This window comes from Psychrobacter coccoides, from assembly GCF_017498085.1.
GTDB classification, from domain to species: domain Bacteria; phylum Pseudomonadota; class Gammaproteobacteria; order Pseudomonadales; family Moraxellaceae; genus Psychrobacter; species Psychrobacter coccoides.
This window is the reverse complement of sequence record NZ_JAGBKM010000013.1, coordinates 26,864-53,116: the sequence shown is the minus strand read 5'-3', so window position 1 is coordinate 53,116 and position 26,253 is coordinate 26,864. Positions and strand designations below refer to the sequence as shown.

Sequence of the window (26,253 nt, the reverse complement as noted above, 5' to 3'; positions counted from 1 at the left end):
TGTGACGATCTAAAAGGTAAAATGAGTAAATTTAAATGTAAGCGCCAACTGGCACACCAAATCGTAGTACCGGTCTAAACATAGCAATATCCGGCTACGTGATGAGTGAGGAAAGAAAAAAGACTATGAAAATTGTTTCCGATAAAGCGCCAAAAGTAGATGTGGCAAGCATCCTAACTGCTGCTGAAATCACGGCTATTCATGAGTTTGTACAGCACTACCCGCAGGCGCGCGCTGCCTCATTGGATGCCCTAAAAATCGTCCAAAAACGTAATGGCTGGGTTGATGACGCACAAGTCAATGCCATTGCAAATATCTTAGATATACCAGTCACAGATATCGACGGGGTTGCCACTTTTTTTAACCGTATTTATCGGCAGCCTGTCGGGCGGCATGTCATTTTGATATGTGACTCGGTGGCCTGTTATTTGACAGGGTATGAGGCGTTATCTGCCGAAATACGGTCACAGCTAGGCATCGAATACGGTCAGACAACGACAGATGGTCGTTTTACACTATTGCCGATTTGCTGTTTAGGTAATTGTGACAAGGGTCCGGCAGTGCTGATAGACGAAGACACTTATGGCCCTGTTCAGCCTTCTGAGGTCGCACAGTTATTGGAGCTATACGAATGAGTTTAACGATTTCTGAGCAGATTGCTCGCCGTAATCAAGGTAAGGCACCCAGTCAGCTGAATGAACAGCGCACGCCTATTTATGGTGATAAAACAACTGCCACTAGCGAAACAAAACCGCTGACATGGCGTTTGGCGCATCATGATGCGGTGCTCGATTTGGCCACATATCAGTCTCTACAAGGCTTTACGGGTTTAAAAGAAGCTCTGTCTAAAGCGCCAAAAGATGTAGAAGGTATGATCAAAGCCGCCAACGTCAGAGGCCGTGGTGGTGCAGGCTTTAACGCGGGACTAAAATGGTCTTTTATGTCGCCACCAGATGGTCTGCCACGCTATCTTATCTGTAACGCAGATGAGATGGAGCCTGGGACCTTTAAAGACCGGCTGCTGATGGAGCGTTTGCCATTTCAGCTGATTGAAGGCATGCTCATCACTGCTCATGCAATCGGCGCTACTGATGGATATATCTTTATCCGCGGCGAGTATATTTTAGCGGCTGAGCGCTTGGTTGCTGCCATTGAAGAATGTCTGGCAAACAACTTGATGGGCGACAATATACTGGGCTCAGACTTTAGTTTTCATCTGCATGTGCATACAGGCGCTGGACGTTACATTTGTGGTGAAGAAACAGCCCTTATTAACTGCTTGGAAGGTCGCCGTGCCAACCCTCGTACCAAACCACCATTTCCACAGATCTCTGGGGCATGGGGCAGACCAACCGTGGTCAACAACGTTGAAACGTTATCTAATATGCCTGCCATCTTAAATCATGGCGTAGATTGGTATCAGTCACTGTCTCAAATAAAAGGTAAAAGTGAAACTCCAGGTACCAAGCTGTTTGGTTGTTCAGGACTGGTCAATGATCCTGGATTGTGGGAGTTGCCCTTCGGATACACGGCTCGTGAAATCATTGAAGAGCTGGCAGGCGGCATGAAAGATGGCAAAAAACTAAAGGCTTGGCTGCCGGGCGGCGCTTCAACAGACTTTTTGACCCCTGATCATCTGGACGTTGTTATGGACTTTGATAGCATTCAAAAGGCTGGTAGCCGTATGGGGACAGGGCTTATCATGGTCGTTGATGAAACGCAAGATATGGTGCCGCTACTGCGTAATCTTGAGATTTTCTTTCAGCGTGAGTCGTGTGGTTTTTGTACGCCGTGCCGAGATGGACTGCCTTGGGGTGTCAAGTTATTGACCGCCATTAATGATGGAGAAGGTCAGATAGGTGATGTAGAAAAGCTGGAAGGACTCACTCGTGATTTGTGGATTGGCAAGACCTTCTGTGCCCATGCCCCTGGTGCCATGGAGCCGCTTATGAGTGCGATTAAATACTTCCGTCCTGAGTTCGATGCAAAGATCACTCAGGCGATTGGCGAAGAGGTTATTGAAGCGGCAGCCAATCAGCGGCCAGTAGTGAAATAAGGAGAGCGGCATGGCAGTCATACATATTGATGGGACCACTGTCGAAGTAGATAGCGCAGATAATTTGCTACAGGCATGTTTGTCGCTTGGTATAGATGTCCCGTATTTTTGTTATCATCCAGCGTTAGGCTCAGTTGGGTCTTGTCGTCAGTGTGCAGTTAAGCAGTATCAAAACCTCGAGGATATGGAAGCAGGCCGTGGTCGCTTGGTGATGTCATGTATGGTCGCTCCTGGCGACGACATGTATATCTCAGTCACTGATGAGGAAGCAAAGGCATTTCGTAAGTCGATGGTCGAGCTATTGATGACCAACCATCCGCATGATTGTCCAACTTGTGAAGAAGGTGGCCATTGTCATCTGCAGGACATGACCTATATGTCTGGTCATAATCGTCGTCGCTACCGCTTTACCAAACGTACGCACCACAACCAAGATCTTGGGCCATTCATCGCTCATGAAATGAACCGCTGTATTGCTTGTTATCGCTGTGTGCGCTTTTATAAGGATTATGCCGGTGGTGAAGACTTGGGTGTGTATGCCTCCAATAACCGTGTCTACTTTGGCCGTGATAAAGACGGTCAGTTAGAAAGCGAGTTTTCAGGTAACCTAACCGAAGTATGCCCAACAGGGGTGTTTACCGATCAAACCCACTCTGAGCGCTATAACCGTAAGTGGGACATGCAGTATGCGCCTAGTATTTGTCAGGGCTGTTCGGCCGGCTGCAACACTTCGCCAGGGGAGCGCTATGGCGAGCTGCGCCGTATCGAAAATCGCTATAACGGAGAGGTTAATCGTTACTTCTTATGTGATCGTGGTCGCTTTGGTTATGGTTATGTCAACCGCTCTGATCGACCAACACAAGCGCTGGAGCGTATCAATGATAAGCATGTCAAAATCAATATTGATTATGCTTTAGATGAGACCATCAAGCGTATCCAAGATAAAAAAGTCATTGGTATCGGCTCTCCAAGAGCCAGCTTAGAGACTAACTTTGCTCTAAAAAATCTGGTCGGCTTTGATCAGTTCTCAACAGGTCTGAATCATCAGCAGCAAGCCTTGGTCAATAAATGCATCGAGGTGCTGAGCACTGAAGGTATTTACAATCCTAGTATGACGGACGTCGAGAGTCATGATGCGGTACTGATACTGGGCGAGGATATCACACAGACTTCACCACGTTTGGCGTTATCAGTACGCCAATCAGCAAAAAACAAAGGCTTTAAGATGGCAGCGGCATTGCAAACGCAACCGTGGCTAGCCGAACCTGTCAAACGTATCGCTCAAGAGGCGCTCAGTCCGGTGTATGTCATCGATGTTACTCAAACCAAATTAGAGGATATCAGTAAGGTGAGTGTGGTGGCAACACCTGAAGATATCACTACACTTGGCTTTAAAGTGGCTGATGAGATTGCAAGCTTAAGCGATGATTTGACACAAATATCAGAGCCACAAGCAGACAGTGAAATGGATGCGATGCAAGCATTGGCTCAACAAATCGCTTACGACTTGATTCAAGCGGATAAGCCGCTTGTCATTTCAGGTAGTGGCTTGTCTTCTACCGCCTTGATAGAGGCAGCAGCGCAGATTACTCAAGTACTCACGCAAAAACGTGCCGATATCAAAGCAACTGAGCAGCAGCAAGTGGACGAACACAACGCCAAGGTTCAGGCCACGCAGGCCCAAGCCGTTGCCGCTGATGATCAGCCTGAAGAAGATAAAGAGCTCGACGCCAAACCAGAAAAACCTAATACAGGCACTGATAAAGACGCACAAGACGATATTAATCGTGAGCCTGCAGATAAGCTTGAGCTTAAAGAAGTGAATAAAAGCTATCAGGCGCAAGCAGGCATCTACTTAACGGTCCCTGATGCCAACAGTATGGGGGTCTGTATGCTTGGTGGCCAGTCAGTAGAAGAGCTGCTCGCAACCGAGTTTGATGTGGTCATCGTCGCTGAAAACCAGCTCACTGATGCAATAGATGCTGATAAGCTTACCCATTTATTGATGGATAAAACAGTCATTGCATTAGATCATCAGTTGCTTGACTGGCATAAGGACGTCGATATTGTACTGCCAGCGGCAAGCTTTGCTGAAGCTGATGGCACCTTGGTCTCGGCTGAAGGTCGTGCTCAGCGTTTTTTCCAAGTATATGACAACAACTACTATCATCCAATGAGCAGCATCAAAGAAGGCTGGCGCTGGCTCCATGCGGTGCATAGTAGTATTGAGGGTAGGGAAGTCGACTGGACACAGCTTGATGATGTGATCAATAGCTTGGTAGCCACCCACCCCAAGCTTGCAGGGATAAAAGATGCGGCGCCCGATGCTGATTATCGCATTACTGGCCTTAAGATTGCTCGTCAGCCACGTCGTTACTCGGGCCGTACCGCTATGCGTGCGCCAATATCTGTTCATGAGCCGATGCAGCCTAAAGACTTGGATACAGGTTTGACCTTCTCGATGGAAGGCTACAGTGGTAAGCAGACTCAAAGCGCCATGATTCCATTTGCCAATGCAGCAGGCTGGAACTCACCGCAGGCATGGAATAAATATCAGGATAAAGTCGGCGGTAGCCTAAAAGGTGGCGATCCTGGGGTGCGCTTATTTGATCAACTAGAGCGTTTAGCAGCTCGTCAATACGTGGCCCCAGAGGTCGTGTCTAGCACGACGACGAATATCGACAAGGGTCAAGCCAAGCTGGTTCCTATCTACAATATTTATGCCAGCTCAATGATGGTATCACGTAGTCCAAGAGTCGCAAGTCAGTTACCAGAGGCTACATGGCGCATTGGTATTGATGATGCGCAAGACTGGAATGTGAGTGAAGGTGATTATTTGGCAATAGAGATTGATAAGCAGCAAATCACGTTACCCGTGCAGATAGTGCACTATCTGGCCGAAGGCTGCATTGGCTATCCAGTAGGTCAGGTCAGCATCGTCCATCCATCGATGCCAGCTTCGGTACGTAAGGTTGATGCACCAATGAACATGACGGGTGCTATGGCTGAAGATTCAGCATCATTAAGCACCGATACTGCCAATCGTGCGACCAGCGCGCCGATCAATACGCAGGAGATGTAATATGTCATTTACCCGTGTTATTCCCGATGTGCCAAGTTTTTTGACTGGGATGATGACTTATGAGACTTGGTCCATATTATTTATGGTGGTTCAGGCGGTTGTCATATTTTTAGTCGTGGTTATTGTGGCGGCACTGATGATTGTCTATGAGCGCCGCATGCTGGCATTGTGGCAAGATCGATATGGTCCAAACCGTGTCGGTCCTTTTGGCTCTTTGCAGTTGGTAGCAGATATGCTAAAAATCTTCTTCAAAGAAGATTGGACACCAAAATTTACCGATAAGTTTATCTTCGTGCTTGCGCCTGCAGTGGCAATGTTTACGGCGTTAGCATCGTTTGCGATTATTCCAGTGTCACCAACGCTTGGGGTGGCGGATTGGGACATTGGCATTCTGTTTTTCTTTGCTATGGCGGGTATCGCTGTCTATGCTGTGCTATTCGGTGGCTGGGCATCGGCAAACAAGTTCTCCTTACTCGGTGGGCTGCGCTCGGCAGCCCAAACCATCAGTTACGAAGTGTTTTTGGGATTGTCATTGATGGGTGTGGTCGCTTTGACCGGATCTTTTAATCTGCGTGCCATCGTCGAGGCGCAGGCGGATGGTTGGTATATCATCCCGCAGTTTTTTGGGTTTTTGACCTTTGTCGTGGCAGGGGTGGCCGTGACGCACAGACACCCATTTGACCAGCCAGAAGCAGAGCAAGAACTTGCTGAGGGTTATCATGTCGAATATTCTGGCATGAAATTTGGTATGTTCTTTATTGGAGAATATGTCAACGTGGTCTTAATCTCGGCCCTGATGACTTGCTTGTTCTTTGGTGGCTGGCTTGCTCCCTTTAATTTGAATATTCCGTTTATTCCGCCAGCTTTTTGGTTCATGATTAAGACGCTGTTTTTTATGACGCTGTTCATTTTGGCTCGTGGCTCGCTTATGCGTCCTCGCTATGATCAAGTGATGAACTTTGGCTGGAAGGTTTGCCTACCGGTGACCCTAATTAATCTGCTGGTTACCGCAGCGGTAATTTTGCTGATGAGCTAAAGCAATGCTGATAAGGATAACCTCATGTTAGCTACAATAAAAAAGACGATCATTGGTATGTTTACCATTGTTCGTAGTATGTGGATGGTCAATAGCCATGCTATACGTCCTAGAGATACGATTCTTTATCCTGAAGAGCCGGTGCCAGTGCCGCCACGGTTTCGTGGACGTATTGTGCTCACCCGTGATCCTGATGGTGATGAACGCTGCGTTGCTTGCAACCTATGTGCAGTGGCATGTCCAGTGGGCTGTATTTCGTTACAAAAAGCGGAGCGTGAAGATGGACGCTGGTATCCAGAGTTTTTCCGTATCAACTTCTCTCGCTGCATCTTTTGTGGGATGTGTGAAGAGGCGTGTCCGACTACTGCCATTCAAATGACGCCTGATTTTGAGCTGGGCGAATATGTGCGCCAAGACTTGGTTTATGAAAAAGAGCATCTGCTAATCTCAGGACCTGGTAAGTATCCTGATTATAACTACTATCGTGTGACTGGCATGGCGGTAGCAGATAAACCAAAAGGGGCAGCGCAGAATGAAGCTGAGCCTGTTGATCTAAGGAGCTTGCTACCATGATGACTATCTTAAATAGTCCAGATTTGGCAGGATTTTATGCACTGGCCGCTGTGGCTATCTTTGCCAGTTTGCGAGTGATTATCCATGCCAATCCCGTGCATGCTATTTTGTCGATGATTGTCTCGCTGTTGGCGATATCAGGCATATTTTTTGTGTTGGGTGCACCTTTTGCGGGTGCGCTTGAGATTGTGGTATATGCCGGCGCTATTATGGTGCTCTTCGTTTTCGTCATTATGATGCTCAACTTAGGTATGACCAATGATAGCCGTGAGGAACGTTGGCTTGATGCAAAAACATGGGCCGTACCGACAGGACTGACACTTATTATTGCTGCTGTGCTGTATGCGATGATTGGTCTCAATCATGATCCAGCTGCCACTATTGGCGGTACGACCATACCTGCTAAGGCCGTGGGTACTGTGTTGTTTACCAAATATGTACTGTTAGTAGAAGTGGCTGCATTGTTACTGCTGGCAGCACTGGTTGCTGCTTATCATTTGGGCAAAGAGTCTAAAGATGAATATGTTGACACGGATGAGCCCGGTATCAATAGCACGGACAATACACAAGACTTTCATCCAAACGTTGTGAGCATAGGCAGAGATGACAGCCATACCAGTGGTACTGAGGTCGGCAGTACTTTGGATAAAGTAGAGCCATACCAAGATAAAGATGTGGATCCGCATGACTATGTCGGGATGCAGGTAGGCGTACAACGAGCTGTGCGCAAGGAGTCAGACTGATGGTATTAGCAGCAAGTGGGGCACAAGAGGTGTCAAATGTGCCGTTTGCCCATGAGGTTGCAGGTTTAGTACAGCCGGCCGCTGAGGCACAGAGTGTATTGGGCGTGATACCTATAAGTCACGGACTGATATTGGCGGGTATTTTATTTGCCATTGGTTTGTGTGGCGTCATGGTCAGGCGCAATTTTTTATTCATGCTCATGAGTCTTGAGATCATGATGAATGCAGCAGCACTGGCGTTCGTAGTGGCAGGCAGTCGCTGGGTCGACCCAGATGGGCAAGTCATGTTTATCTTTATCTTGACCTTAGCCGCTGCTGAAGCCGCCATTGGTTTGGCTATATTATTGCAGTTTTATCATAAGCGTGGGCATCTTGATGTCGATAGCGCCAATGAGATGAAAGGATGATGCCATGAGTTTATTACCATTAACCTTTATATTACCGCTCATTGGCTTTTTGATTTTAGCCTTTATGCGTGATCGGTTAACTGAACAACAAGCAGCGATGGTTGGTGTCGGTAGCATGGGGCTATCGGCACTATGTACACTAATCGTGAGCTATGCTTTTTTGAGCACTTATGCTACTGGCAGCGTTGTGCAGGTGCCACTATGGACTTGGTTTCAAGTCGGTGATTTTGCGCCAAGCTTTGGGCTCAGCTTTGATGGTTTAGCCCTAACCATGCTCAGTGTGATTACGGGCATCGGTTTTTTGATTCATATGTTCGCTGCTTGGTATATGAAAGGTGATCCAGGTTTTGCTCGCTTCTTTAGCTATATGAACCTGTTTGTGGCCAGTATGTTGTTATTGGTATTAGCGGACGATTTACTGCTGTTATACCTTGGCTGGGAAGGCGTTGGTATTTGCTCGTATTTATTGATTGGTTTTTATTTTGAAAACCGAGCCAACGGTCGTGCAGCGATGAAAGCCTTTACGGTCACCCGTGTCGGTGATGTGTTTTTGGCCTTCGGGTTGTTTTTATTATTCCGTGAGTTTGGCACGTTAAATATTCAAGAGATCATCACTCGTGCGCCTGAAGTATTTGATGTTAATAGTCCGACAATGATCCTAACCACCATGATGATCGTCGGTGGCGCAATGGGTAAATCAGCACAGATTCCATTACATACTTGGCTGGCAGATGCGATGGCAGGTCCGACCCCAGTATCGGCATTGATTCATGCCGCTACAATGGTCACGGCAGGGGTTTACTTAATTGCTCGTTTACATCCCTTGTTCATTTTGACCCCAGGGATTTTATTATACTGGGTCGGTGCGGTTGGTGCTTTGACGCTGGTTGTCGCTGGGTTCTGTGCATTGGTACAGACAGATATTAAGCGTATTTTAGCGTATTCGACCATGAGTCAAATCGGCTACATGTTTTTGGCGCTCGGTGTGGGCGCTTGGCAAGGTGCTGTCTTTCATTTGATGACTCATGCCTTTTTTAAAGCGCTGCTGTTTTTGGCCTCAGGCGCAGTCATATTGGCAGTGCATCATGAGCAAAACATCTTTAAGATGGGCGGGCTGCGTACCAAGATACCCTTAGTGTTTTGGTGTTATATCATTGGCGGTGGTGCACTGGCAGCGATACCTTGGGTGACGGTTGGTTTTTATTCTAAAGAAGCGATTCTTTGGGAGACCTATGCCACAGGGCATCAAGTACTGTTTTATATGGGGGTGTTCGGTGCTTTCTTAACCGCACTTTATACTTTCCGTATGATCTGGATCATCTTTTTTGGTGAAGAAAAAACCCCTGCACACAAGCTATCTGGCATCTCATACTGGTTGCCGCTTACCGTATTGCTCGTGTTATCAACTGCTGTCGGGGCGTGGATTACGCCCCCATTACAAGGGGTGTTGCCAGAGAGTGTGGGTCATCTCCTAGAGGTGGCAGGTCATGCTGATGGCAAGCATACGGCGGAGTATATCGCTATGGGTGCGATGGTCGCAGGTCTTGTGTTAGCAGCGTTATTGTATGTGGTTGATAAAGGTCAGATGTTATCACGCTTTAAGCAGACACGGATTGGTGGGGCGCTATATCATTGGTGCTACCACGGTATGGGCTTTGATGCATTATACGACTTGGTGTTTGTAAAGCCTTTCTTGTTAATAGGCCGTTTATTTAAAGCTGACCCTGTCGATAAGACGTGGAATATAATGCCAATGTTGGCTCGAGTGGGCAATAAAGCTTTGTCTGCCACGCAAACAGGGTCACTTCGGGGTTATGCTGCAAGCTTTGGCTTGGGAGTAGCTGTGTTGCTGGTGCTGGTAATGATTACGGTGGTGTAAAATGATTGAGTTACAACAAACGTGGATGCTACCGGCATTGATTGCTATTCCGTTTATTGCCGGATTGCTATGTTGGTTGGTTGAGCGCTTTAATAAACGTCTGCCACGCTGGATTGCCTTAATTGGTATGATGTTGACCTTTGGTCTGTCGATGGTGCTATGGCAGTACGGTGATTTTGCTGGCATGAGTAAGCAGGTCATTGCGCCTGAGTCTACGGTGCCTTGGATTGCTGAGTTTAGTGTGCCGTGGATACCTAGCTTTGGTATTAGCTTTCATTTGGCGCTTGATGGGCTATCGCTAATGATGGTTGCCTTGACTGGTCTGCTTGGTGTCGCTGCCGTGGCCTGTTCATGGAATGAGATTCAGCGCCGAGTGGGCTTCTTTCATCTGAACTTGCTATGGAGTTTAGGCGGCGTCATTGGTGTGTTTTTGGCCATTGATTTGTTTTTATTCTTCTTCTTTTGGGAGATGATGCTGGTTCCGATATACTTCTTGATTGCCCTTTGGGGACATGATGTGGTCGGTGGTAAAACCAAAGAGTACGCGGCTACCAAGTTCTTTATTTATACCCAAGCATCTGGGCTTATCATGCTTATTGGTATCTTGCTGCTCGTGCTGTTTAACTATGTCTATAGCGGTGTGATCAGCTTTAACTATAATGATTTGCTCGGTACGTCACTTGGCGGCTGGGAATACCCAATCATGCTGTGCTTCTTTATCGGTTTTGCGGTTAAGTTGCCAATTATGCCATTTCATGGTTGGCTGCCCGATGCACATGCACAGGCACCCACAGCAGGTTCGGTGGATTTGGCAGGGGTGCTGATTAAGACTGCCGCTTATGGTCTGATTCGTTTTGTCTTACCGTTATTTCCTGCGGCTTCACAAGACTTTGCCCCCATTGCGATTACTTTGGGTACCATCGGTATCTTTTATGGCGCATGGCTGGCCTTTATGCAAACCGATATGAAGCGCCTACTGGCCTATACCAGTATCTCGCATATGGGTTTTGTGGTGTTAGCAATTTATGCAGGTACCTTACTCAGTCTCCAGGGTTTAATGATACAAATGCTGGCGCATGGTCTGAGCTCAGCGGCGCTATTTATTATGGCAGGTCAGCTATACGAGCGTCTGCATACTCGTGATTTGACTCTGATGGGTGGTATGTGGGGACAGTTCCGCTACTATGCACCTATCTTGATGTTTTTCTGCGCCGCCTTATTAGGGATTCCTGGTACAGGTAACTTTATCGGCGAGTTTATGATTTTGTTTGGTGCATTTGCGCAGTATCCAGTCTTTGTGGTGCTCGCAACCTTTAGTTTGGTATTGGCAGGTCTATACTCATTAATATTGATTTATCGGGCGTTATTTGGTGTTAATAATATCGAAAAGGTGGCACTACATGAGACCAAGTCGCATGGTTTACCAGCACGCAAAGTGAAAGACTTGGGTAAGCGTGAGCTGTCATTATTATTGATGTTAGCGGCAGGGTTGGTATGGCTTGGTCTGTACCCACAGCCGTTCCTTGATACCTCAAATCACGCCATGCAGTGGATCAATAATGCTTATATTTACAGTCAGGTGACGCAGGTCGATATGTCGCCGTTACTTGATGCAATGGAGGCACGTTAAGTCATGAATGAATTTACGATGAATGATTTGATGGTGCTCATGCCATATGCGCCAATCATTATAGTAGCAGTGACCTCTTTGCTGGCTATGATTGCCATTACAATTCAGCGCTCACACTTTGTCACAGCGACCATTAGCGTCGTGGGGCTAAACGTTGGCTTATTTACTTTAATCGGTCAAATCACAGGTGTCATAGACAGTGGCGCAGTTGTCGCTAGCGCTGAGCAGTTGTTTGTTGTTGATAGCTTTGCCAAGTTTAATATGGTGGTTATTTTTATCTGTGCTTTGGCTTGCTGTACCTTGGCATACGCCTATCTGGCAAACCTAAAAGACAACAAAGACGAGCTTTATTTGTTGCTGCTGCTCTCGACTACTGGGGCACTACTGATGGTATCAGCGCAGCATATGGCGGCATTCTTTATGAGTCTTGAGCTGCTGTCGATACCTTTGTATGGACTATTGTCTTATACCTATATGCGCAACCGCTCGCTGGAGTCGGGGCTTAAGTACTTAGTGCTATCAGCGACCGCCTCAGCCACCATCTTGATGGGTATGGCGTTTATTTATGCTCAAGTTGGCTCACTGGCATTTAAGCCGATTAGTCTTGTATTGGGCAGTATGTTTGAGTCGCCATTGCTGATATTAGGGGCGGCATTGATGCTGTTTGGTATCGCCTTTAAACTCTCAGCTGCACCGTTTCATATGTGGACGCCAGACGTTTATGAGGGCGCACCAGCACCTATTGCGACGTACTTAGCTTCGGTATCAAAAGTGGCGATGATGGCGCTGGCAGTACGTTTTTTAATTGACAGCGCATTGTTGGCATTGCCATCCGTACAGATGCTATTGGTGGTTATGGCGACCTTGTCTATCCTAGCGGGTAATTTGCTGGCGGTACGTCAGACCAGCCTGAAGCGTCTCTTAGGTTATTCGTCTATTGCTCATATGGGCTATGTATTGATCGTTATCGTCAGTATCGGGGCGGCAGCTGATAGTATCTCTAGCATGTATATGGCGATTTATGCCTTTACCTCTATTGGTGCCTTCGGCGTGGTGACCTTGATGTCAAGTCCCTATCGTCAATCTGGTGAAGCCGATGACCTATCACACTATCAAGGGCTGTTTTGGCGTCGTCCGATCATCACTGCAGTGATGACTATTATGATGTTGTCTTTGGCTGGTATACCACTGACAGCAGGCTTTATCACCAAGCTGTTTGCGATACTGGCTGCGGTACAAGGGACCAATTGGTTCTTAGCGGCGATGATTATCTTAGGTAGCGCTATTGGGCTTTTCTATTACTTGCGTGTGATGCTGACGTTATTCAAACGTCCCAAGCAGTTCATTGAGTTTGATGTCGCAGGGCAGTGGGGCATTCGTGTAGGCGGACTGATGGTGATCGGTGTCACTGTGGTGATTATTTACTTTGGTGTCTTGCCAAACAGCCTCATCGTTTGGTCAGATATGGCACGTATTTGGTAGTTCATACCTTGTCTAAAACGAAAGATAATAGGCAGCCGTTATTATTGTTTATCTGCTGTTACTGTTAGAAAACCAAGATGCGCCAGGTTTATGTTAAGCTTGGCGCATCTTTTGCTTTGTATTTTAATAATTCATACCAGTAGCGCTTTTGAGCTTATGACAGTTTTATTTTCAACGGATTATATAAAATATTATTAATAAAAATGAGAGTGACAAATTACTATGAGTGACAATATTCAAACTGTAAAAGTACTGAGTAAAACCACATGGACCCCAAACTTATTTAGCTTTACAGTGACCCGTCCAGACAGCTTTAAGTTTACCGCTGGGCAGTTTGTACGATTAGGGGTCAATCCCAGTCAGCTACAACACTATAAAAAACTAAATGGCACAGCAGATGAGAGCTTAGATGAAGATATCTTCCGAGCTTATTCGATTGTGTCATCGCCATTTGATGAGATACTAGAGTTCTTTTCTATCGTCATCTCTGATGGGGCGTTTACCTCACAATTGCAGTATCTAGAGGTGGGCGATGAGCTGTTATTAAATACAATGCCTTTTGGGTTTTTAACCTTGGCCCGCTATCAAAAACCCTTGCCTAAGGATTTATGGTTATTAGCGACAGGGACGGGACTGGCTCCGTTTTTATCGATGTTGCAAGACTTGCAGACATGGGAAGACTATGAGCACATCGTTTTGGCTTATAGTGCCCGCTCAAAAGAAGAGCTGGCCTATATCGAAAAAATCGAAAGCCTACAAGAGGACTTTGGCTCGCTAGTCGACAACCCAGCTAAATTAATATTTGTCCCCATCGTCACCCGTGAGCCGATGGGCGATGCGCTCACTGAGCGTTTGCCTAAGCTGCTGGTTAATGGCAAGTTAGAAGCGCGTGCTGGTATCAAGCTGGATAAAGACAGCGCTCATGTGATGCTGTGTGGTAACCCTGAGATGGTCGAAGATACCAAAGAGACACTAAAAGATCTGGGGCTGGTGATGAACCGCCGCGGTGAAGGGAATATTGCGGTAGAGAACTACTGGTAAAAGACCCATTACTGGCAAAAGATCAGCAAATAGATATCGTCAAGTGGCTACGAAAAACGCTGCCACTTAATCAAAATAAAGTAGAAGCGTTTAAATATGGATATTCTATACCAGACGCTTTAATCAAGATTACTCTTGAGCAGGTTTGACGGCGTCCTCAATAGGATTGATAGGGCCTTGCATCAGCTCGGGATCATCATCGTCGCTGATAATATCATCGATGTTATTAGCACCGATTAAGTCACGATAGTTCACCTGTGTTTTTAGTACAAGCTGCTCTTCTTCAAGCTCACCATAATTGACCTGCACTTTATGTAAGGTGCTGATAATCTTTTTATTCTTTTTTAGCCAACGGTTGATATCAAGATAAATAATCTCTTCCTTGGCACGAGCAATATTAATATACGACAAGATAAAGCCCAGTGGGTCTTTTTTGAGCACACTGTGATAAAACCAAATAAATAGCTTGATACCTTGACGTTTTATAAATGATTCACAGCGTAAGTTAAGGACGTCAGTATACGTCTGCTGACCAAAGACAAAGCGTTGGACGTTACGATCAAGCTGCACATGTACTAGACTAAAGTTACTGGCCACCTCAGCATAAATCCCAGCCACATTTAACGTGCAATACAAGCGAAACCAATCATCATGCAGCTCAACCCGCAGCTCTAAGATAGACTTAACATTATCAGTGACGAATTTTTGTAAGGCATCATTAACATAAGTCTGAGCCACCGGTAGGGCCAGCTCGTCATCTAGCTTATCCACGCCTTTATTGTAGAGGTTTTTGATGGACTGACTTAAGCTCTCCCAGCCATCGCTAAACGATTCGCTAAAGCGATAGCCAAGATTGTCAGCGAACTCGTCAAAATTATCAGAGGTAGGCAAACTCGTCATCCTTATCTTTGTAGGGTGTCAACACTAAAAAGCCTTAAAAACTAAGAAGCATTAAAAGCTAAAGTAGTATATCGCAAAACGGTAGCGCAAAAAGCACTGGGCGTCACATTGTAGCAAATAATTCATGGTAACAAATACCCCAAGCAAGACAAGCTATAGGATTGACTTGAGTCAAATAAGGGCTATGTTATGATGGGGCGGGCAAAGTCATCTTGTAGAATGAATCGACTAAAGTTGCAGCACTTGGTATAGTGTGTGCCGTTTTTATTTTGGCGTGATTAATGCCTGAAAGAATAGAAAAATCTGAAAGGAAAGTCATTATTTTTACTGCTACTCTAACTGCGATAATGTAGAATAGCAGCAAATGATTCATGGCCCAGATATAAATGAGGGCCATTGTATTTATACTGGTTAATTGAGACCTATTTTGGCCCATATTAAAGACTCTCAAAGTTATCACTTCTCGGCGCAAGCACCAAGGCGTGATTTTAGTATGCCAATCGCTGTTGTGATTGCGCTAATAGTGCATATCGTGTTGATTTTTGGGGTCAGCTTTTCTATGGGTAGCGATCCAGCAGCGATGATGCAGGATGTGGCCAAGGCCTTGACGGACAACATGCAGCCTAATGAAGACGCACACTTTATCGCCAATGCTTCCCAAGAAGGGGGCGGTTCGATACGCCAGCAAGTCAGACAAGAAAGCACCCAGGCCAGTCCACTGACGGCAGAGCAAATGAGCGAAACGCAAGATGTGCTCAATATGCAGCGCAAGGTGCGTCAGCAGCGCTATCAAGAAAGCTATCTGCGGACCTCTTTGAGCTGGCGGCAAGCGACTGTAGAGTCTGATAATGACAGTAAACAAGCACAGGATGATGTAGCAGCACAAGAGGAGCGCTTGCGTAAGCAAATTGCGACCTTAGAAGCACAGTTGTCACAGCGTCAGCAAGTCTATGCAACTAAGTCTAAGGTAGCGACTGTCGATAGCAATTCTACCACCCGTGGCGCCGCTGCCGATTATATAGAAGCTTTTCGTGAGCAGGGTGAGCGTGTCGGCAACTTGCACTATCCAGTCCAAGCAAGAGCGCAAGGTATTGTAGGAGAGGTCCGTTTGATGGTGATTATCAGAGACGATGGTACTGTGAAAGCCATTCGTTTGCTAGAGAGTTCGGGCTCGACCATATTAGATGAAGCGGCCAAGCAGTCAGTAAGACAGGCAGCGCCCTTTGGCAATTTTACTGAAGATATGAGTGATATCGTTGAGCTGCGTTTGATACGTACCTATCGCTATAGTGACAAGGTAGAGGTAACTTATTAGGGCCTGTTAAATATTCAAATATTAGTACTGTTGATTGCTAAGATTGTCCCAAATCAGGCATAAACGGTACAAAATAAAAGTATAATTTTGAACGCCACTCATAATATCTTATTAATACAATCAAACATAAAGAGTCAGTATGGAATTTTTAGGTTTTACAGTAGATGTTGCAGCTTTGACCAGTAATGCAGTCAGTTTGGCTATCAAGATTGCTTTAGCCATATTAATATTCGTAGTAGGACGTTGGCTAGCCAAAAAGGCAGTCACATTTTCTCATGGTATTATGCTGCGTAGCCACCTAGATGACACCGTGGCTAACTTCTTGGGCCGGATGCTGTATGGTGTGCTATTGGTCGTGGTTGTTTTGGCAGCCTTAAGTAAAGTTGGCGTCCAGACCACCTCGGTCGTTGCTATACTTGGTGGTGCCGCAGTAGCGATTGGTTTGTCGTTAAAAGATCAGCTGTCAAACTTCGCTGCAGGTATTATGATTGTGACCTTTCGCCCATTTGTACGTGGTGATTATGTGCAGATTAGCAGCTACACGGGTACGGTGACTGAGATTACTTTGATTAATACCCATTTGACGACCATTAACAATCACGACATTATCATTCCCAACAGCGATATCACCACCTCAGCGGTGACCAATTATACGGCATTGCCCAATCGCCGTGTCGATATCACGGTGGGTATAGGCTATGATGCTGATATCAAGACTGCTAAAAACGTCATGCTCAGTCTTGCCAAAAACAATCCGATGGCCTTTACCGACCCTGAGCCCATCGTGCGTGTCACCAACTTAGGGGATAACTCGGTAGATTTAACCTTAAATGTATGGACGACGAACGATGATTGGTGGACGATGCAATGTGATTTGCTAGAGCAGTTCAAGCATGCCCTAGATGACGAGAAGATTGAAATTCCATTCCCGCAGCGTAGTGTCCATGTCAAAGGCTTAGATCAGATGATCAATCAGATGGGACAGTCACAAAAGTTGCCTATGGACAAAGACTAGGTACTGCCCACAGGTTTATGACACAGAAAAAAGGGGCTGAGTTAAATAACCGCTCAAATCACACTTAAGTGGTTGGTAGATAGGGATTTGGTAAGTTTAGGCTTGCCAAAATCTCAATCTCAAAGCTTTCCATCTCATCTTGCTCAGCTTGTCCGAGCTCATGATCAAAGCCCAAAAGGTGCAAAATGCCATGTACTAATAGATGGCTGATGTGCTGCACTACGGTTTTGTCTTGTTCGCTGGCTTCACGCACCACGACTTCATGACAGATAATAAGCTCGCCAAGTGGTAAGGTCGGCATCAGTTCAATAATGGCAGCCGGCAAGTCACTTGGATAAGATAAAATATTTGTCGCATAGTCTTTGTCACGTGCTTCTAAGTTCAGCTGACGACCTTCATTCACATCTGTGATGTATATATCTAATGCTTTCGTCTTTTTTTGCCACAGCTCAGGACTGATGTCGGCAAAGTAGGGTAGCGTTAGACCATCTTTGATGCGTACGTCCATATAATGGAGTGTTGCCTTCATAATAGACAGCAGACTGTCTTCACCATAAAAGCTGGCGAGTAAGGTGTTATCTATACTGTCAATCGCACTAATATCAAGTACTGCAAAGCTGGCGCTATGATGGTTAGGTTGAGTCATGGTTTTATCCTGTCAAGAAGGTTGTGTCTAATTAGGGCGGTTTAAAAGAACTCCGACTATACTATAGCCACTAAGACCACATTAGCCTTAGGGTATACCCCATACTTAGCAATAAAAAACCGGATTACGAGCAGCAATCCGGTTGATTGTTGTAAAGTGTGCCACGCCAATTATAGCTTAGAGGCAGCATCAGCAACGGCTTGTCTGCGCTCTTGTTCTTTAATACGTTCAAACTTACGTTTTTCTTGTAGCGCAATCTGCTCTTCATCAAACACATCGTAGGCTTCGACGATTTTTTGTACCAACTGATGACGCACCACGTCTTTTGAGTCAAACTTGGTGATGTGAATCTCTTCGATACCACTTAGAATGTCCATCGCCTGCGCAAGGCCTGACTTGGTCCCACGGGGTAAGTCAACCTGCGAAATATCACCCGTAATCACAGCCCGTGAGCCAAAACCCAAACGGGTCAAGAACATTTTCATCTGCTCAGGCGTGGTGTTTTGTGCCTCATCTAAAATCACAAACGAGTTGTTTAGAGTACGGCCACGCATGTACGCCAGTGGCGCAATCTCAATGATTTGACGCTCAATCAGTTTGCCGACTTTTTCAAAGCCAAGCATCTCATACAGTGCATCGTATAACGGACGTAGATAGGGATCAATCTTTTGTGTGAGATCGCCTGGCAAAAACCCTAGTTTTTCACCTGCTTCGACCGCAGGACGTACCAGTAGTATACGCTCAATCTCATTGCGCTCTAGCATATCGACCGCACAGGCCACAGCCAGATAAGTCTTACCCGTACCGGCAGGACCGATACCAAAAGACACATCAGAGCGCAGGACGTTTTTGACGTAGCGCTGCTGATTGCCGCCGCGCGGGATGATCTTACCTTTTCGAGTACGCAAACTAATGGGCGTAAACTCACTGGATTTATCAGCTGCTTTTAGGTTTTCTTCGGCGTCTGCTGCATCAGCTTCCTGTTCATCGCCGAGTATGTCTTCATCACGTGAGATACTCGACTGAATAATCAGGTGCAGCTCTTCTGCGCTGATGTCTTTGGTATTTTGTGCCTCATCAACCAGCTTATAGATGATGCGTTCACCTCGCTCAACGGCAGTGACGTCACCACTCAGACAGAAGTCGCCTTGACGCTGAATGATCTTGATATCGAGACGATCTTGTAGGTATTTCATGTGGTTATTGTATTCGCCAAGCACGGTTTTGAGCTGTGCTGGTGTCAATGATTCAAACTTTATACGGCGGCTCATGGAGTCAGTCAAGCGATTATCCTTGTATTATATGCCCGATACTATCGTCTTATGCTGATACTGGTCAGTTCTGATAGAATCAAGGGTGTCAGAGATAAAATAGTCAGTAGGGTGATATCGTAGAGATAAAAGTAACGGTAAAATGAGTACTGGTTTTATGAATAATAATAAATCAATGCGTTGCCTTCATTATGGTAGATAACTTTTAAAATTCAAGCCATACCTTAGTGAGATGACGCTGTTTTTGTATGGTGATTGCAACCACTGTGCTTTTTTAAGGGTGATCTCTTTTTTAAGGGTTATGTATAATCACTGATTAAAAAGCCCCTAGTCAAAGCCGCAGTATAAAAGACAATGTGTGGTAGTCTATTGCTTATATATGGCGGATGACTGTTGGACTGAAAAGATATGTAAAATGATAAAGATTGCAAAATAACGATGAGAAAAAATAAGGACGAAAGGATTTTATAGAGTGGCTATTAGCCGCTTATCCGGCCTTATATTGTACATGAGCATAATAGATCGCAGAGAATATAATAATTAGGAATCATAAAGATGCAAAATACTGATGAAAACTCAACAAGCGCAGGAGCAAGCCAAGCCATCACCGAGCAGCAAGTGCTGATTGCAGGCGGTGGGCATGTAGGTTTATCCTTTGCATTACTATTAGCGCACCATGGTATCGCCAGCACCGTACTGGAAAAAAACAGCTACCCTGACCTTAGTCCCGACGATGACAAGGGACGCAGCCACTATTTGGACAGTCGTAATACTGCGCTGTCACGGCGTACCGTACAGATTTACCAAGAAATTGGACTATGGAACGAGCTGCAAAGTCATGCTTGCCGTATCGATGCAGTAAAAATCAGTGAGCAAGGCAGCTTTGGACAAGCGCAACTCAATAAAGCAGAAGAACAAGTCGAGTCGTTCGGGCAGGTCATGGAAAATGCATGGCTTGGCCGTAAACTGCTATTGGCAGCCAAGCAGGCGCCATTAATCACGTTGATTGACAATGCCAATGTCATCGCTGTGGAGCAGCAGAGCGATAGCGTGACGCTGAGCTTTAGCTACTATGAGGGAGAGGAGCACGAGCAGCAGCTGCAAGCCAGTGTCTTGGTCGCTTGTGATGGTCGTGATTCGACGGTAAGGCAGTTATTAAATATTGACACAACCACCTATCACTATCAGCAGACGGCAATCGTTGGGGTGGTGGAGACGGATAGGCCACATGAGCACGTCGCCATTGAACGCTTTAGTCCCGCTGGACCGTTGGCAGTACTGCCGCTGACTGACCCAGAGGGTGATGGCAATGATGAGTATCAGCAGGGCCATCGGCGCTCAGTGGTCTGGGTATGTCCAACCGGTGAAGAAGATAAGTATCTAGAAGACGATGCGCATTTTTTGGCGACTTTGCAGCAAGCGTTTGGTCAGCGTGCTGGCACCTTTGTCCAAGCGGGTCGCCGAGGGGCTTATCCTTTAACCCGAGTGCTGGCTAATAAACAGGTAGAGGGTCGCTGCGTCATCATGGGTAACGCTGCTCACACCTTACACCCTGTAGCAGGTCAAGGCTTTAATCTGTGTATGCGTGATGCGCATGTACTGGCGCAGATGATGAGTAGGCAGGTGCTAAAAGGAGAGGATATCGGTGACCCCAGTTTACTTAAGCGTTATGAAAAAGCACGTCTAAGCGATCAAAAACGAGTGATTCGCTTTTGTGATGCGGTGGTCCATGGCTTTACACATCCCAATCCAGCAGTCAAGCTGGCACGTAATGTGGCCTTGATAGCCTTTGATAAGCTGCCGAACATTAAACCATTAGTCGCTAACTATGCGATGGGCTTAAAGTCATAAGACTGATGACTGATATGACCCAGAACTATGGTATTTAGCACTTGGTAATCATTTGTCTCGCTGACTGTACCCTAGTTGCAGAGGCTGCGCCAAATAAATACCAAGCGCTTTAGAGGTGCTCAATCCGTGTTAAGGTGTTATTTTCGTTGATAATAAGCGTGCTAGCCTGACAAGCATCTTAAATTTAAAGATAAAGAGATAATTTATGACAAACAACCATACGCTAATTATTGGCAGCGGTATCGTCGGTGCAACGCTAGCGCTAAAGCTGGCGCAAGCCAAAATGCCTGTAACCTTAATCGATGCACGCTCTGAACGAGACCAGTCTGAGTGGCAGCAGGTGCTCAGTCACCGAGATGCCCGTGTTTATGCACTTAGCCTCGCCAGTATTCACTTACTCAAAGACGTTGGCGCTTGGCAAAAGATTGCACTATCTGGGCGCAAGGCCGATTATTCGCAAATGCAGGTATGGCAACTGAATGGTATGGGCGAGCTGTTATTTGGTGATAGTGACAGCAGTACGCCAGAGCTGCTTGGGAGTATGGTGGAGCCGGCAGTCATTGAGTATGCCTTATCACAGCGCTTGTCTGAAGAAGATGTCAGTGACTGTCTGACGGTCATCTCCGGGCAAAAAGTCGTTGATATGGATTGGTTGGGAGCAGAGCAGGGCTACCGTGTGACTTTAGAGAAGGGGGCTACTATCGATGCGCGCCTGCTCGTCGGTGCCGATGGTCGAGGCTCGTTTGTGCGTAGGCAGGCAGGGATCGAGCTAGATACTCTTGATTATCAACAAACAGCGATTTGCTGTGCGATTCAGACTGCAAAGCCGCATCAAGCAACTGCTCGCCAAGCCATGCTGCCCACGGGAACGCTGGCATTATTGCCGTTGGCGGACATCACGGATGAAGATAAGGCCATGCCGCAGCATTGGCAGTCTATCGTCTGGACACTGCCACGCAATCAGGCGTTATCTTTACTTGAGGAAGACGATCGCATTATCGCTGATAAGTTGGCGGCTGCCAGTCACTATGAGCTTGGAGCCATAGATAAAATTGAATCTATAGCAAGCTTTCCGTTAGGCGCCCAGCAAGCTAAGAGCTACATCGCTGATAATTTGGTATTAATAGGAGATGCTGCACACGGCGTGCATCCGCTGGCAGGACAGGGGCTGAATCTAGGCATGCTTGATGTACAGGTATTAAGCGAGCAGCTTATGCATGACTATGCCCGTAGTGGCGGTACGCTTTGGGGCAGCAACCAAACTTTGCGTACTTATGAGCGCTTACGCCGTCCGCATAATAGCCTAATGATGCATAGTTTTTCGCTGCTTAACTGGCTGTTTGCAGGCTCGCTGGCGCAAACACGTCCGATTCAGCAGATTCGTAATGAAGGCATGTATCGGGTCAGTAAAATCAAGCCTTTGATGCGCCTGTTTGCCAAGCAGGCGAGTGGGGTTTAGGGTGTTTTTCTTAAAAAGATATGTTAGATATAGTGTGATTTACTATCACTAATTAGGAATACTCTATGACTAAGTTTGGCGCAACAAAAGTCACTATTGCTTTATTAGTCATAGGCTTAGTATCAGGATGTCAATCAGCGACTGTAGGCAATAGTATTAGCCAAGAAACTTTAGTGCCTTCCACCTGCATAGCTGAGCCGCCACCTGTTGATAAAAATGGTAAACCTATGACGGTGACTTTGGAGGATATGTTATCCATGGAGTTGCGAGTATTTTTCGATAGAGATAGTGCTGAAATAAAAGATAAGTACATTCCAGAGTTAAACAAGATTATAGAGTTCGCGGCTCGCTGTTCTAATCTGACGCTGTTTGTCCAAGGACATACTTCTAAAATCGAACAACAATCCGTTGATAACAAGATTACACATATCAAAGACTCGTCTCAGCAATTAAGACCTATCTCATTAGCAGGTGCTCGCGCGCAAAGTGTCAAAGACTATTTGGTTAATCTTGGCTTGCCAGCAAATAGAGTCCGAACTTTTGATTGTAGTTCTGATGATCCAATTGCTCGTAATGATACTGAGGAGGGTGCAACTATGAATCAGCGAGTATTTGGTTGGATATCAGTGCGCGAGAGATACAATGATACTTTAGTAAAATGTAAAGAAATTTTAGAATAAAATGGTAAAGATAGGCTGGGTGTGCGCATTTGGTTGGAATTAACGCTTCAAAAGTTTATTAAACGAGTTTTCTACTGTACCTGAGGATACTGTTACACTTGCAGACTTTGGTCTAACGGTGAGCTTAGAAGATTGGGTCTTATGGCAATAGTATGAGCTGATATCGATAAAATAAGAAGCTAGAAATAGAGAACCGCCACTTGCAAAAGCAGAGGTGACGGTCATATTGATATCTATATTACCATATAAAAAGAAGGCATGTTATATTTTTTGGCAAACACACAAAAAATTACTATGAATTTTGAGAGTAAAAGGCAAAACCTATGCTCATCCCCAAATACTGGGCGCAATATAAGCAGCGTTTTAAATCATTGGCAACCTCTGATAGCGCAGTCAAGCAAGCCACCATCAAGCGTTACGGATGGTCAGATGTCAGTCAAAGCGAGGCGCTAAACCATGCCAAAGCACGAGTCAGTGAGGCGCATAATCGCTGGCTAAATGGTGAGGATATCGTACGCCGTGAACGCAGGGAAGAGTATAACGCAAATAACGGCATTCCCATTCGTGAGCAAGTCATATCCAAGCAGGTTTTCCCTTCATCTTCGCAATCAAAAGCTGCATCAACGCAGCTTATCGTCACACGCAACAGTTATGGTGCACAGGTCGCCAACGTCGACAATATCGCCATCATTGACGTCGATAATGATGAATTATTACATTGCAATTATCCTGATAGCTATGACAGCCATGGCTATATGACTGCGTTAACAACCAATCAAAGCCAGCCCTCATCGAAGTTGAAAGTTTGGTTTTTTGTACTGGTGTTTATACTTATCGCCATTATCATCGATTGGCTCGGATTGTCCTGGTTATGGCTATTGGTGGTTATGATTGGTGTGACTGCTTATTTGTGGCAACAAGCCAGCCAAAGAGACAAAGCACGTGCGCAAAAACATGCTGATGATATCGCTTCCTTACGGCCTTATATGACTGAACGACTACAAAAGCGAGTTGTCAAACATCCAAAAGAACGCTTCCGTTTATATGAGACGCCAGCAGGCTTTCGCATTATTGCCACTCACGATACCATCGAGCCAAGTGATGAGTTAGTAGCAGAGTGGTTTGAGTACTTCCATGCCGATGCCAATTATGTGCGTCTTTGTCAGGCGCAGCAATGTTTTCGGGCGCGGCTCACTGCCAAGCCGTGGCGCATGGCTGAGGTCAACGAGCAGCGTATGTTGGAAAAAAGTATCCCTGCTAAAGAGTTTTGGTTTGCTGATGATGGCAGCACTCAATCCAGTTATGATAATGCACAACAGGCTGCTTTAACTGCACGCAAGCAGTGGGTTGCTGATTATGAGAGCTTTGCAAAAGGCTATCGCGCTTGCCGTTATATTGAGAGTTTTAAAGGTAGGGAAGTTGGTAATAGCGAACCCGCGCCAGCTGCTATCAGTGATTTTATTGAGTGGCATGATAGGGTTTGTCAGGTAGAAAAAGAGCTAGTGATGGCTTAAAACGTATATTTTTGCAAAATTGTTACGTAGCCGCTAGTCATTGGGCATAACTTAGATCAGGATTTTTACTACATTAGGGAAGATAAACAATGACTACGAAACTGAAATTCTACAGCATTTTTTTGTTAGCAGCATCTATAACTCTAACCGGCTGCCAGACTATTACAATCGCATCGTCTAAAGATGTACCCCAATATGAAAATATCAGAACAATGCAAGCAGAGATTGATTCAGATGGTGATGGCGTTCCTGATAAATTAGATCAGTGCCCAAATACGCCAGAAAACGTAATGGTAGATGACAGAGGCTGCCCTTTTACGATGCCTGGGGTAGGTCTAAAAATGGAATATCGTGCCTTTTTTGCCAAGGGCAGCAGTGAGTTATCAAAAGAGTATCAGCTTGAGCTTGATAGAGTAGCAACAAAAATGAAGGAGTATGATACGTCCACTTTTAGAATCGAAGCCCATACTTCAGAAGATGAAGTTAATGGAGGGTTAAATTCTTTAGCCAAAAATAGAGCGCTGATGATCAAAAACTACTTACTACTAAAGCATCAAATTGACGCTGATCGTTTAAGTACTTTTGATTGCGGTGATGACGCGCCTATTGCATCTTCTGATACTGAAGAGGGTAAAGCCATGAATCGCCGAGTTTATGGACTAGCTATGGAGCCTGAAATAGCCTACAACTATCCAGACGACTCAAATTCAAATATATGTATCGAGTTTTAAGTAATAGCTAATTATTTAAATTATACTTACCCCAACGCCGAAAACACTACCATTAGAATTGGCGAGACGATATTAATAATAAAGCCAAAGCTAATCGCCAGTGGCACGACTTTTAGACCACCAGATTGTTGAATAATAGGCAGGGTAAAGTCAAGACTGGTCGCGCCGCCAAGACCGACCGCAGCTGATGGATATTTGCGCATAAAGACAGGAATAAATATCAGCGCAAAAAACTCACGTACCAAGTCATTGAATAGCGCCACACTACCCCAAACAGCACCATAAGCATCGGTCATGATAATCGCTGAGAGAGAATACCAACCAAAGCCGGAAGCGAGCGCCAAGCCTTTCGTCCATGACACCTCGCTAAACATCAACGCAAAGAGTAGCCCACCACCCAATATCGATAACGTAAAGATAATACTCATCTCAACGCCACGTTTGTTGAGCAGCACTTCTTTGAGTGTGATTCCTGAACCTTTGAGACCAATACCAACCAACAAAATAAGTATCATCAGCATGACAGTCATGGTGTTTTCGGGCGGCATATAATCAGCGGGTAAGAAATAGCCGATGATCATGCCAATAACCACACAAAACAACTGTGCGAGGCTACCACGGATACTGACACGGTGCTCTTTAGACTTGACGCTCGGCTTCTTTGCCTGCCATGGACGCCAGTAATCAAAAAGCATAAGCGCAAACAGGCCACTACCAATCGTCAAAATCGATAGGATAGTGACATAAAGGGCGATTTCGCCTATTTGACTGCCCAAACCTTCGACCTGTGACAGCTCAATACCGATAAGGGTTAGGATAATAAACACTAAGTAAGACAGACCCTTATCAGCCAGGATAGTCATTCTTTGGCGGGATGGAATGGCAAAGCCAATAAACATTGGCGTGAGTACCAAGATGAGAGTAATGAGGCTTTCCATGGTC

At 45.8% G+C, this 26,253-nt stretch carries 22 protein-coding genes; 18 read left to right on the top strand and 4 right to left on the bottom strand.

Features of this window, described 5'->3' with window-relative positions:
- Nucleotides 1-125: 125 nt before the first annotated feature.
- From nuoE to J3492_RS08115, 11 genes are all read left to right on the top strand, one after another.
- The gene (gene nuoE, locus J3492_RS08165; RefSeq protein ID WP_207991421.1) at nt 126-635 is read left to right on the top strand and encodes an NADH-quinone oxidoreductase subunit NuoE; all 510 of its coding nucleotides are present in this window, start codon (nt 126-128) and stop codon (nt 633-635) included.
- The gene (gene nuoF / locus J3492_RS08160) at nt 632-2,056 is read left to right on the top strand and encodes an NADH-quinone oxidoreductase subunit NuoF (protein ID WP_207991419.1); all 1,425 of its coding nucleotides are present in this window, start codon (nt 632-634) and stop codon (nt 2,054-2,056) included. The genes nuoE and nuoF overlap by 4 nt, the downstream gene beginning before the upstream one ends.
- A gap of 10 nt (nt 2,057-2,066) precedes the next feature.
- Nucleotides 2,067-5,138: an NADH-quinone oxidoreductase subunit NuoG gene (gene nuoG / locus J3492_RS08155; RefSeq protein WP_207991417.1), complete on the top strand. Its 3,072-nt coding sequence runs from the start codon at nt 2,067-2,069 to the stop codon at nt 5,136-5,138.
- Nucleotides 5,139-5,187: 49 nt separating this feature from the next.
- Nucleotides 5,188-6,174: an NADH-quinone oxidoreductase subunit NuoH gene (gene nuoH / locus J3492_RS08150; protein ID WP_207991518.1), complete on the top strand. Its 987-nt coding sequence runs from the start codon at nt 5,188-5,190 to the stop codon at nt 6,172-6,174.
- A 24-nt stretch (nt 6,175-6,198) separates the two neighbouring features.
- A complete protein-coding gene (gene nuoI, locus J3492_RS08145) occupies nt 6,199-6,747 on the top strand; it encodes an NADH-quinone oxidoreductase subunit NuoI (RefSeq protein ID WP_207991415.1) in 549 nt (182 codons plus the stop codon).
- Complete coding sequence (gene nuoJ, locus J3492_RS08140; protein WP_207991413.1) at nt 6,744-7,490, top strand: NADH-quinone oxidoreductase subunit J; 747 nt, start codon at nt 6,744-6,746, stop codon at nt 7,488-7,490. Before nuoI ends, nuoJ begins: the two co-directional genes overlap by 4 nt.
- A gap of 98 nt (nt 7,491-7,588) precedes the next feature.
- Nucleotides 7,589-7,897 (top strand): NADH-quinone oxidoreductase subunit NuoK, encoded by a 309-nt coding sequence (gene nuoK, locus J3492_RS08135; protein ID WP_207991516.1) that lies wholly within the window; start codon nt 7,589-7,591, stop codon nt 7,895-7,897.
- Between the two features lie 4 nt (nt 7,898-7,901).
- Nucleotides 7,902-9,776, top strand: a complete 1,875-nt coding sequence (nuoL, locus tag J3492_RS08130) for an NADH-quinone oxidoreductase subunit L (RefSeq protein ID WP_207991411.1) — start codon at nt 7,902-7,904, stop codon at nt 9,774-9,776.
- Nucleotide 9,777: 1 nt separating this feature from the next.
- Entirely contained in the window at nt 9,778-11,406 is a 1,629-nt protein-coding gene (gene nuoM / locus J3492_RS08125; protein WP_207991405.1) for an NADH-quinone oxidoreductase subunit M, read from the top strand.
- Nucleotides 11,407-11,409: 3 nt separating this feature from the next.
- Nucleotides 11,410-12,888, top strand: a complete 1,479-nt coding sequence (locus J3492_RS08120) for an NADH-quinone oxidoreductase subunit N (protein WP_207991403.1) — start codon at nt 11,410-11,412, stop codon at nt 12,886-12,888.
- A gap of 222 nt (nt 12,889-13,110) precedes the next feature.
- Entirely contained in the window at nt 13,111-13,929 is an 819-nt protein-coding gene (locus tag J3492_RS08115) for a ferredoxin--NADP reductase (RefSeq protein WP_207991401.1), read from the top strand.
- Nucleotides 13,930-14,058: 129 nt separating this feature from the next.
- Here J3492_RS08115 and J3492_RS08110 read toward each other — a convergent pair whose 3' ends face one another.
- Entirely contained in the window at nt 14,059-14,829 is a 771-nt protein-coding gene (locus J3492_RS08110; protein WP_207991399.1) for a hypothetical protein, read from the bottom strand.
- 493 nt (nt 14,830-15,322) lie between these two features.
- Between J3492_RS08110 and J3492_RS08105 the strand changes: the two genes are divergently transcribed.
- Together J3492_RS08105 and J3492_RS08100 are read left to right on the top strand one after the other, a co-directional pair.
- Nucleotides 15,323-16,144, top strand: a complete 822-nt coding sequence (locus J3492_RS08105) for an energy transducer TonB (protein WP_207991397.1) — start codon at nt 15,323-15,325, stop codon at nt 16,142-16,144.
- 139 nt (nt 16,145-16,283) lie between these two features.
- Nucleotides 16,284-17,159 (top strand): mechanosensitive ion channel family protein, encoded by an 876-nt coding sequence (locus J3492_RS08100; RefSeq protein ID WP_207991395.1) that lies wholly within the window; start codon nt 16,284-16,286, stop codon nt 17,157-17,159.
- 64 nt (nt 17,160-17,223) lie between these two features.
- Here the strand turns inward: J3492_RS08100 and ybeY are convergent, their stop codons facing one another.
- Both ybeY and J3492_RS08090 read right to left on the bottom strand, forming a co-directional pair.
- Nucleotides 17,224-17,805, bottom strand: coding sequence for an rRNA maturation RNase YbeY (gene ybeY, locus J3492_RS08095; protein ID WP_207991392.1), 582 nt, complete (start codon nt 17,803-17,805; stop codon nt 17,224-17,226).
- Nucleotides 17,806-17,975: 170 nt separating this feature from the next.
- On the bottom strand, nt 17,976-19,076 hold the full coding sequence (locus tag J3492_RS08090) for a PhoH family protein (protein WP_207991514.1): 1,101 nt from the start codon (nt 19,074-19,076) through the stop codon (nt 17,976-17,978).
- A gap of 555 nt (nt 19,077-19,631) precedes the next feature.
- On the opposite strand from J3492_RS08090, the gene J3492_RS08085 reads away from it, so the two are divergent.
- From J3492_RS08085 to J3492_RS08065, 5 genes are all read left to right on the top strand, one after another.
- Nucleotides 19,632-20,927, top strand: coding sequence for an FAD-dependent monooxygenase (locus J3492_RS08085; RefSeq protein WP_207991386.1), 1,296 nt, complete (start codon nt 19,632-19,634; stop codon nt 20,925-20,927).
- 205 nt (nt 20,928-21,132) lie between these two features.
- Nucleotides 21,133-22,386 carry an FAD-dependent monooxygenase gene (locus J3492_RS08080; RefSeq protein WP_207991384.1) on the top strand — a complete coding sequence of 418 codons (1,254 nt, stop codon included), beginning with the start codon at nt 21,133-21,135 and terminating at the stop codon, nt 22,384-22,386.
- 65 nt (nt 22,387-22,451) lie between these two features.
- Nucleotides 22,452-23,066, top strand: a complete 615-nt coding sequence (locus J3492_RS08075) for an OmpA family protein (protein ID WP_207991382.1) — start codon at nt 22,452-22,454, stop codon at nt 23,064-23,066.
- A gap of 323 nt (nt 23,067-23,389) precedes the next feature.
- Entirely contained in the window at nt 23,390-24,580 is a 1,191-nt protein-coding gene (locus J3492_RS08070) for a hypothetical protein (RefSeq protein ID WP_207991380.1), read from the top strand.
- A gap of 89 nt (nt 24,581-24,669) precedes the next feature.
- Nucleotides 24,670-25,311: an OmpA family protein gene (locus tag J3492_RS08065; protein ID WP_201574120.1), complete on the top strand. Its 642-nt coding sequence runs from the start codon at nt 24,670-24,672 to the stop codon at nt 25,309-25,311.
- A gap of 26 nt (nt 25,312-25,337) precedes the next feature.
- Here the strand turns inward: J3492_RS08065 and J3492_RS08060 are convergent, their stop codons facing one another.
- Nucleotides 25,338-26,249 (bottom strand): LysO family transporter, encoded by a 912-nt coding sequence (locus tag J3492_RS08060; RefSeq protein ID WP_207991378.1) that lies wholly within the window; start codon nt 26,247-26,249, stop codon nt 25,338-25,340.
- Between the last annotated feature and the right edge of the window lie 4 nt (nt 26,250-26,253).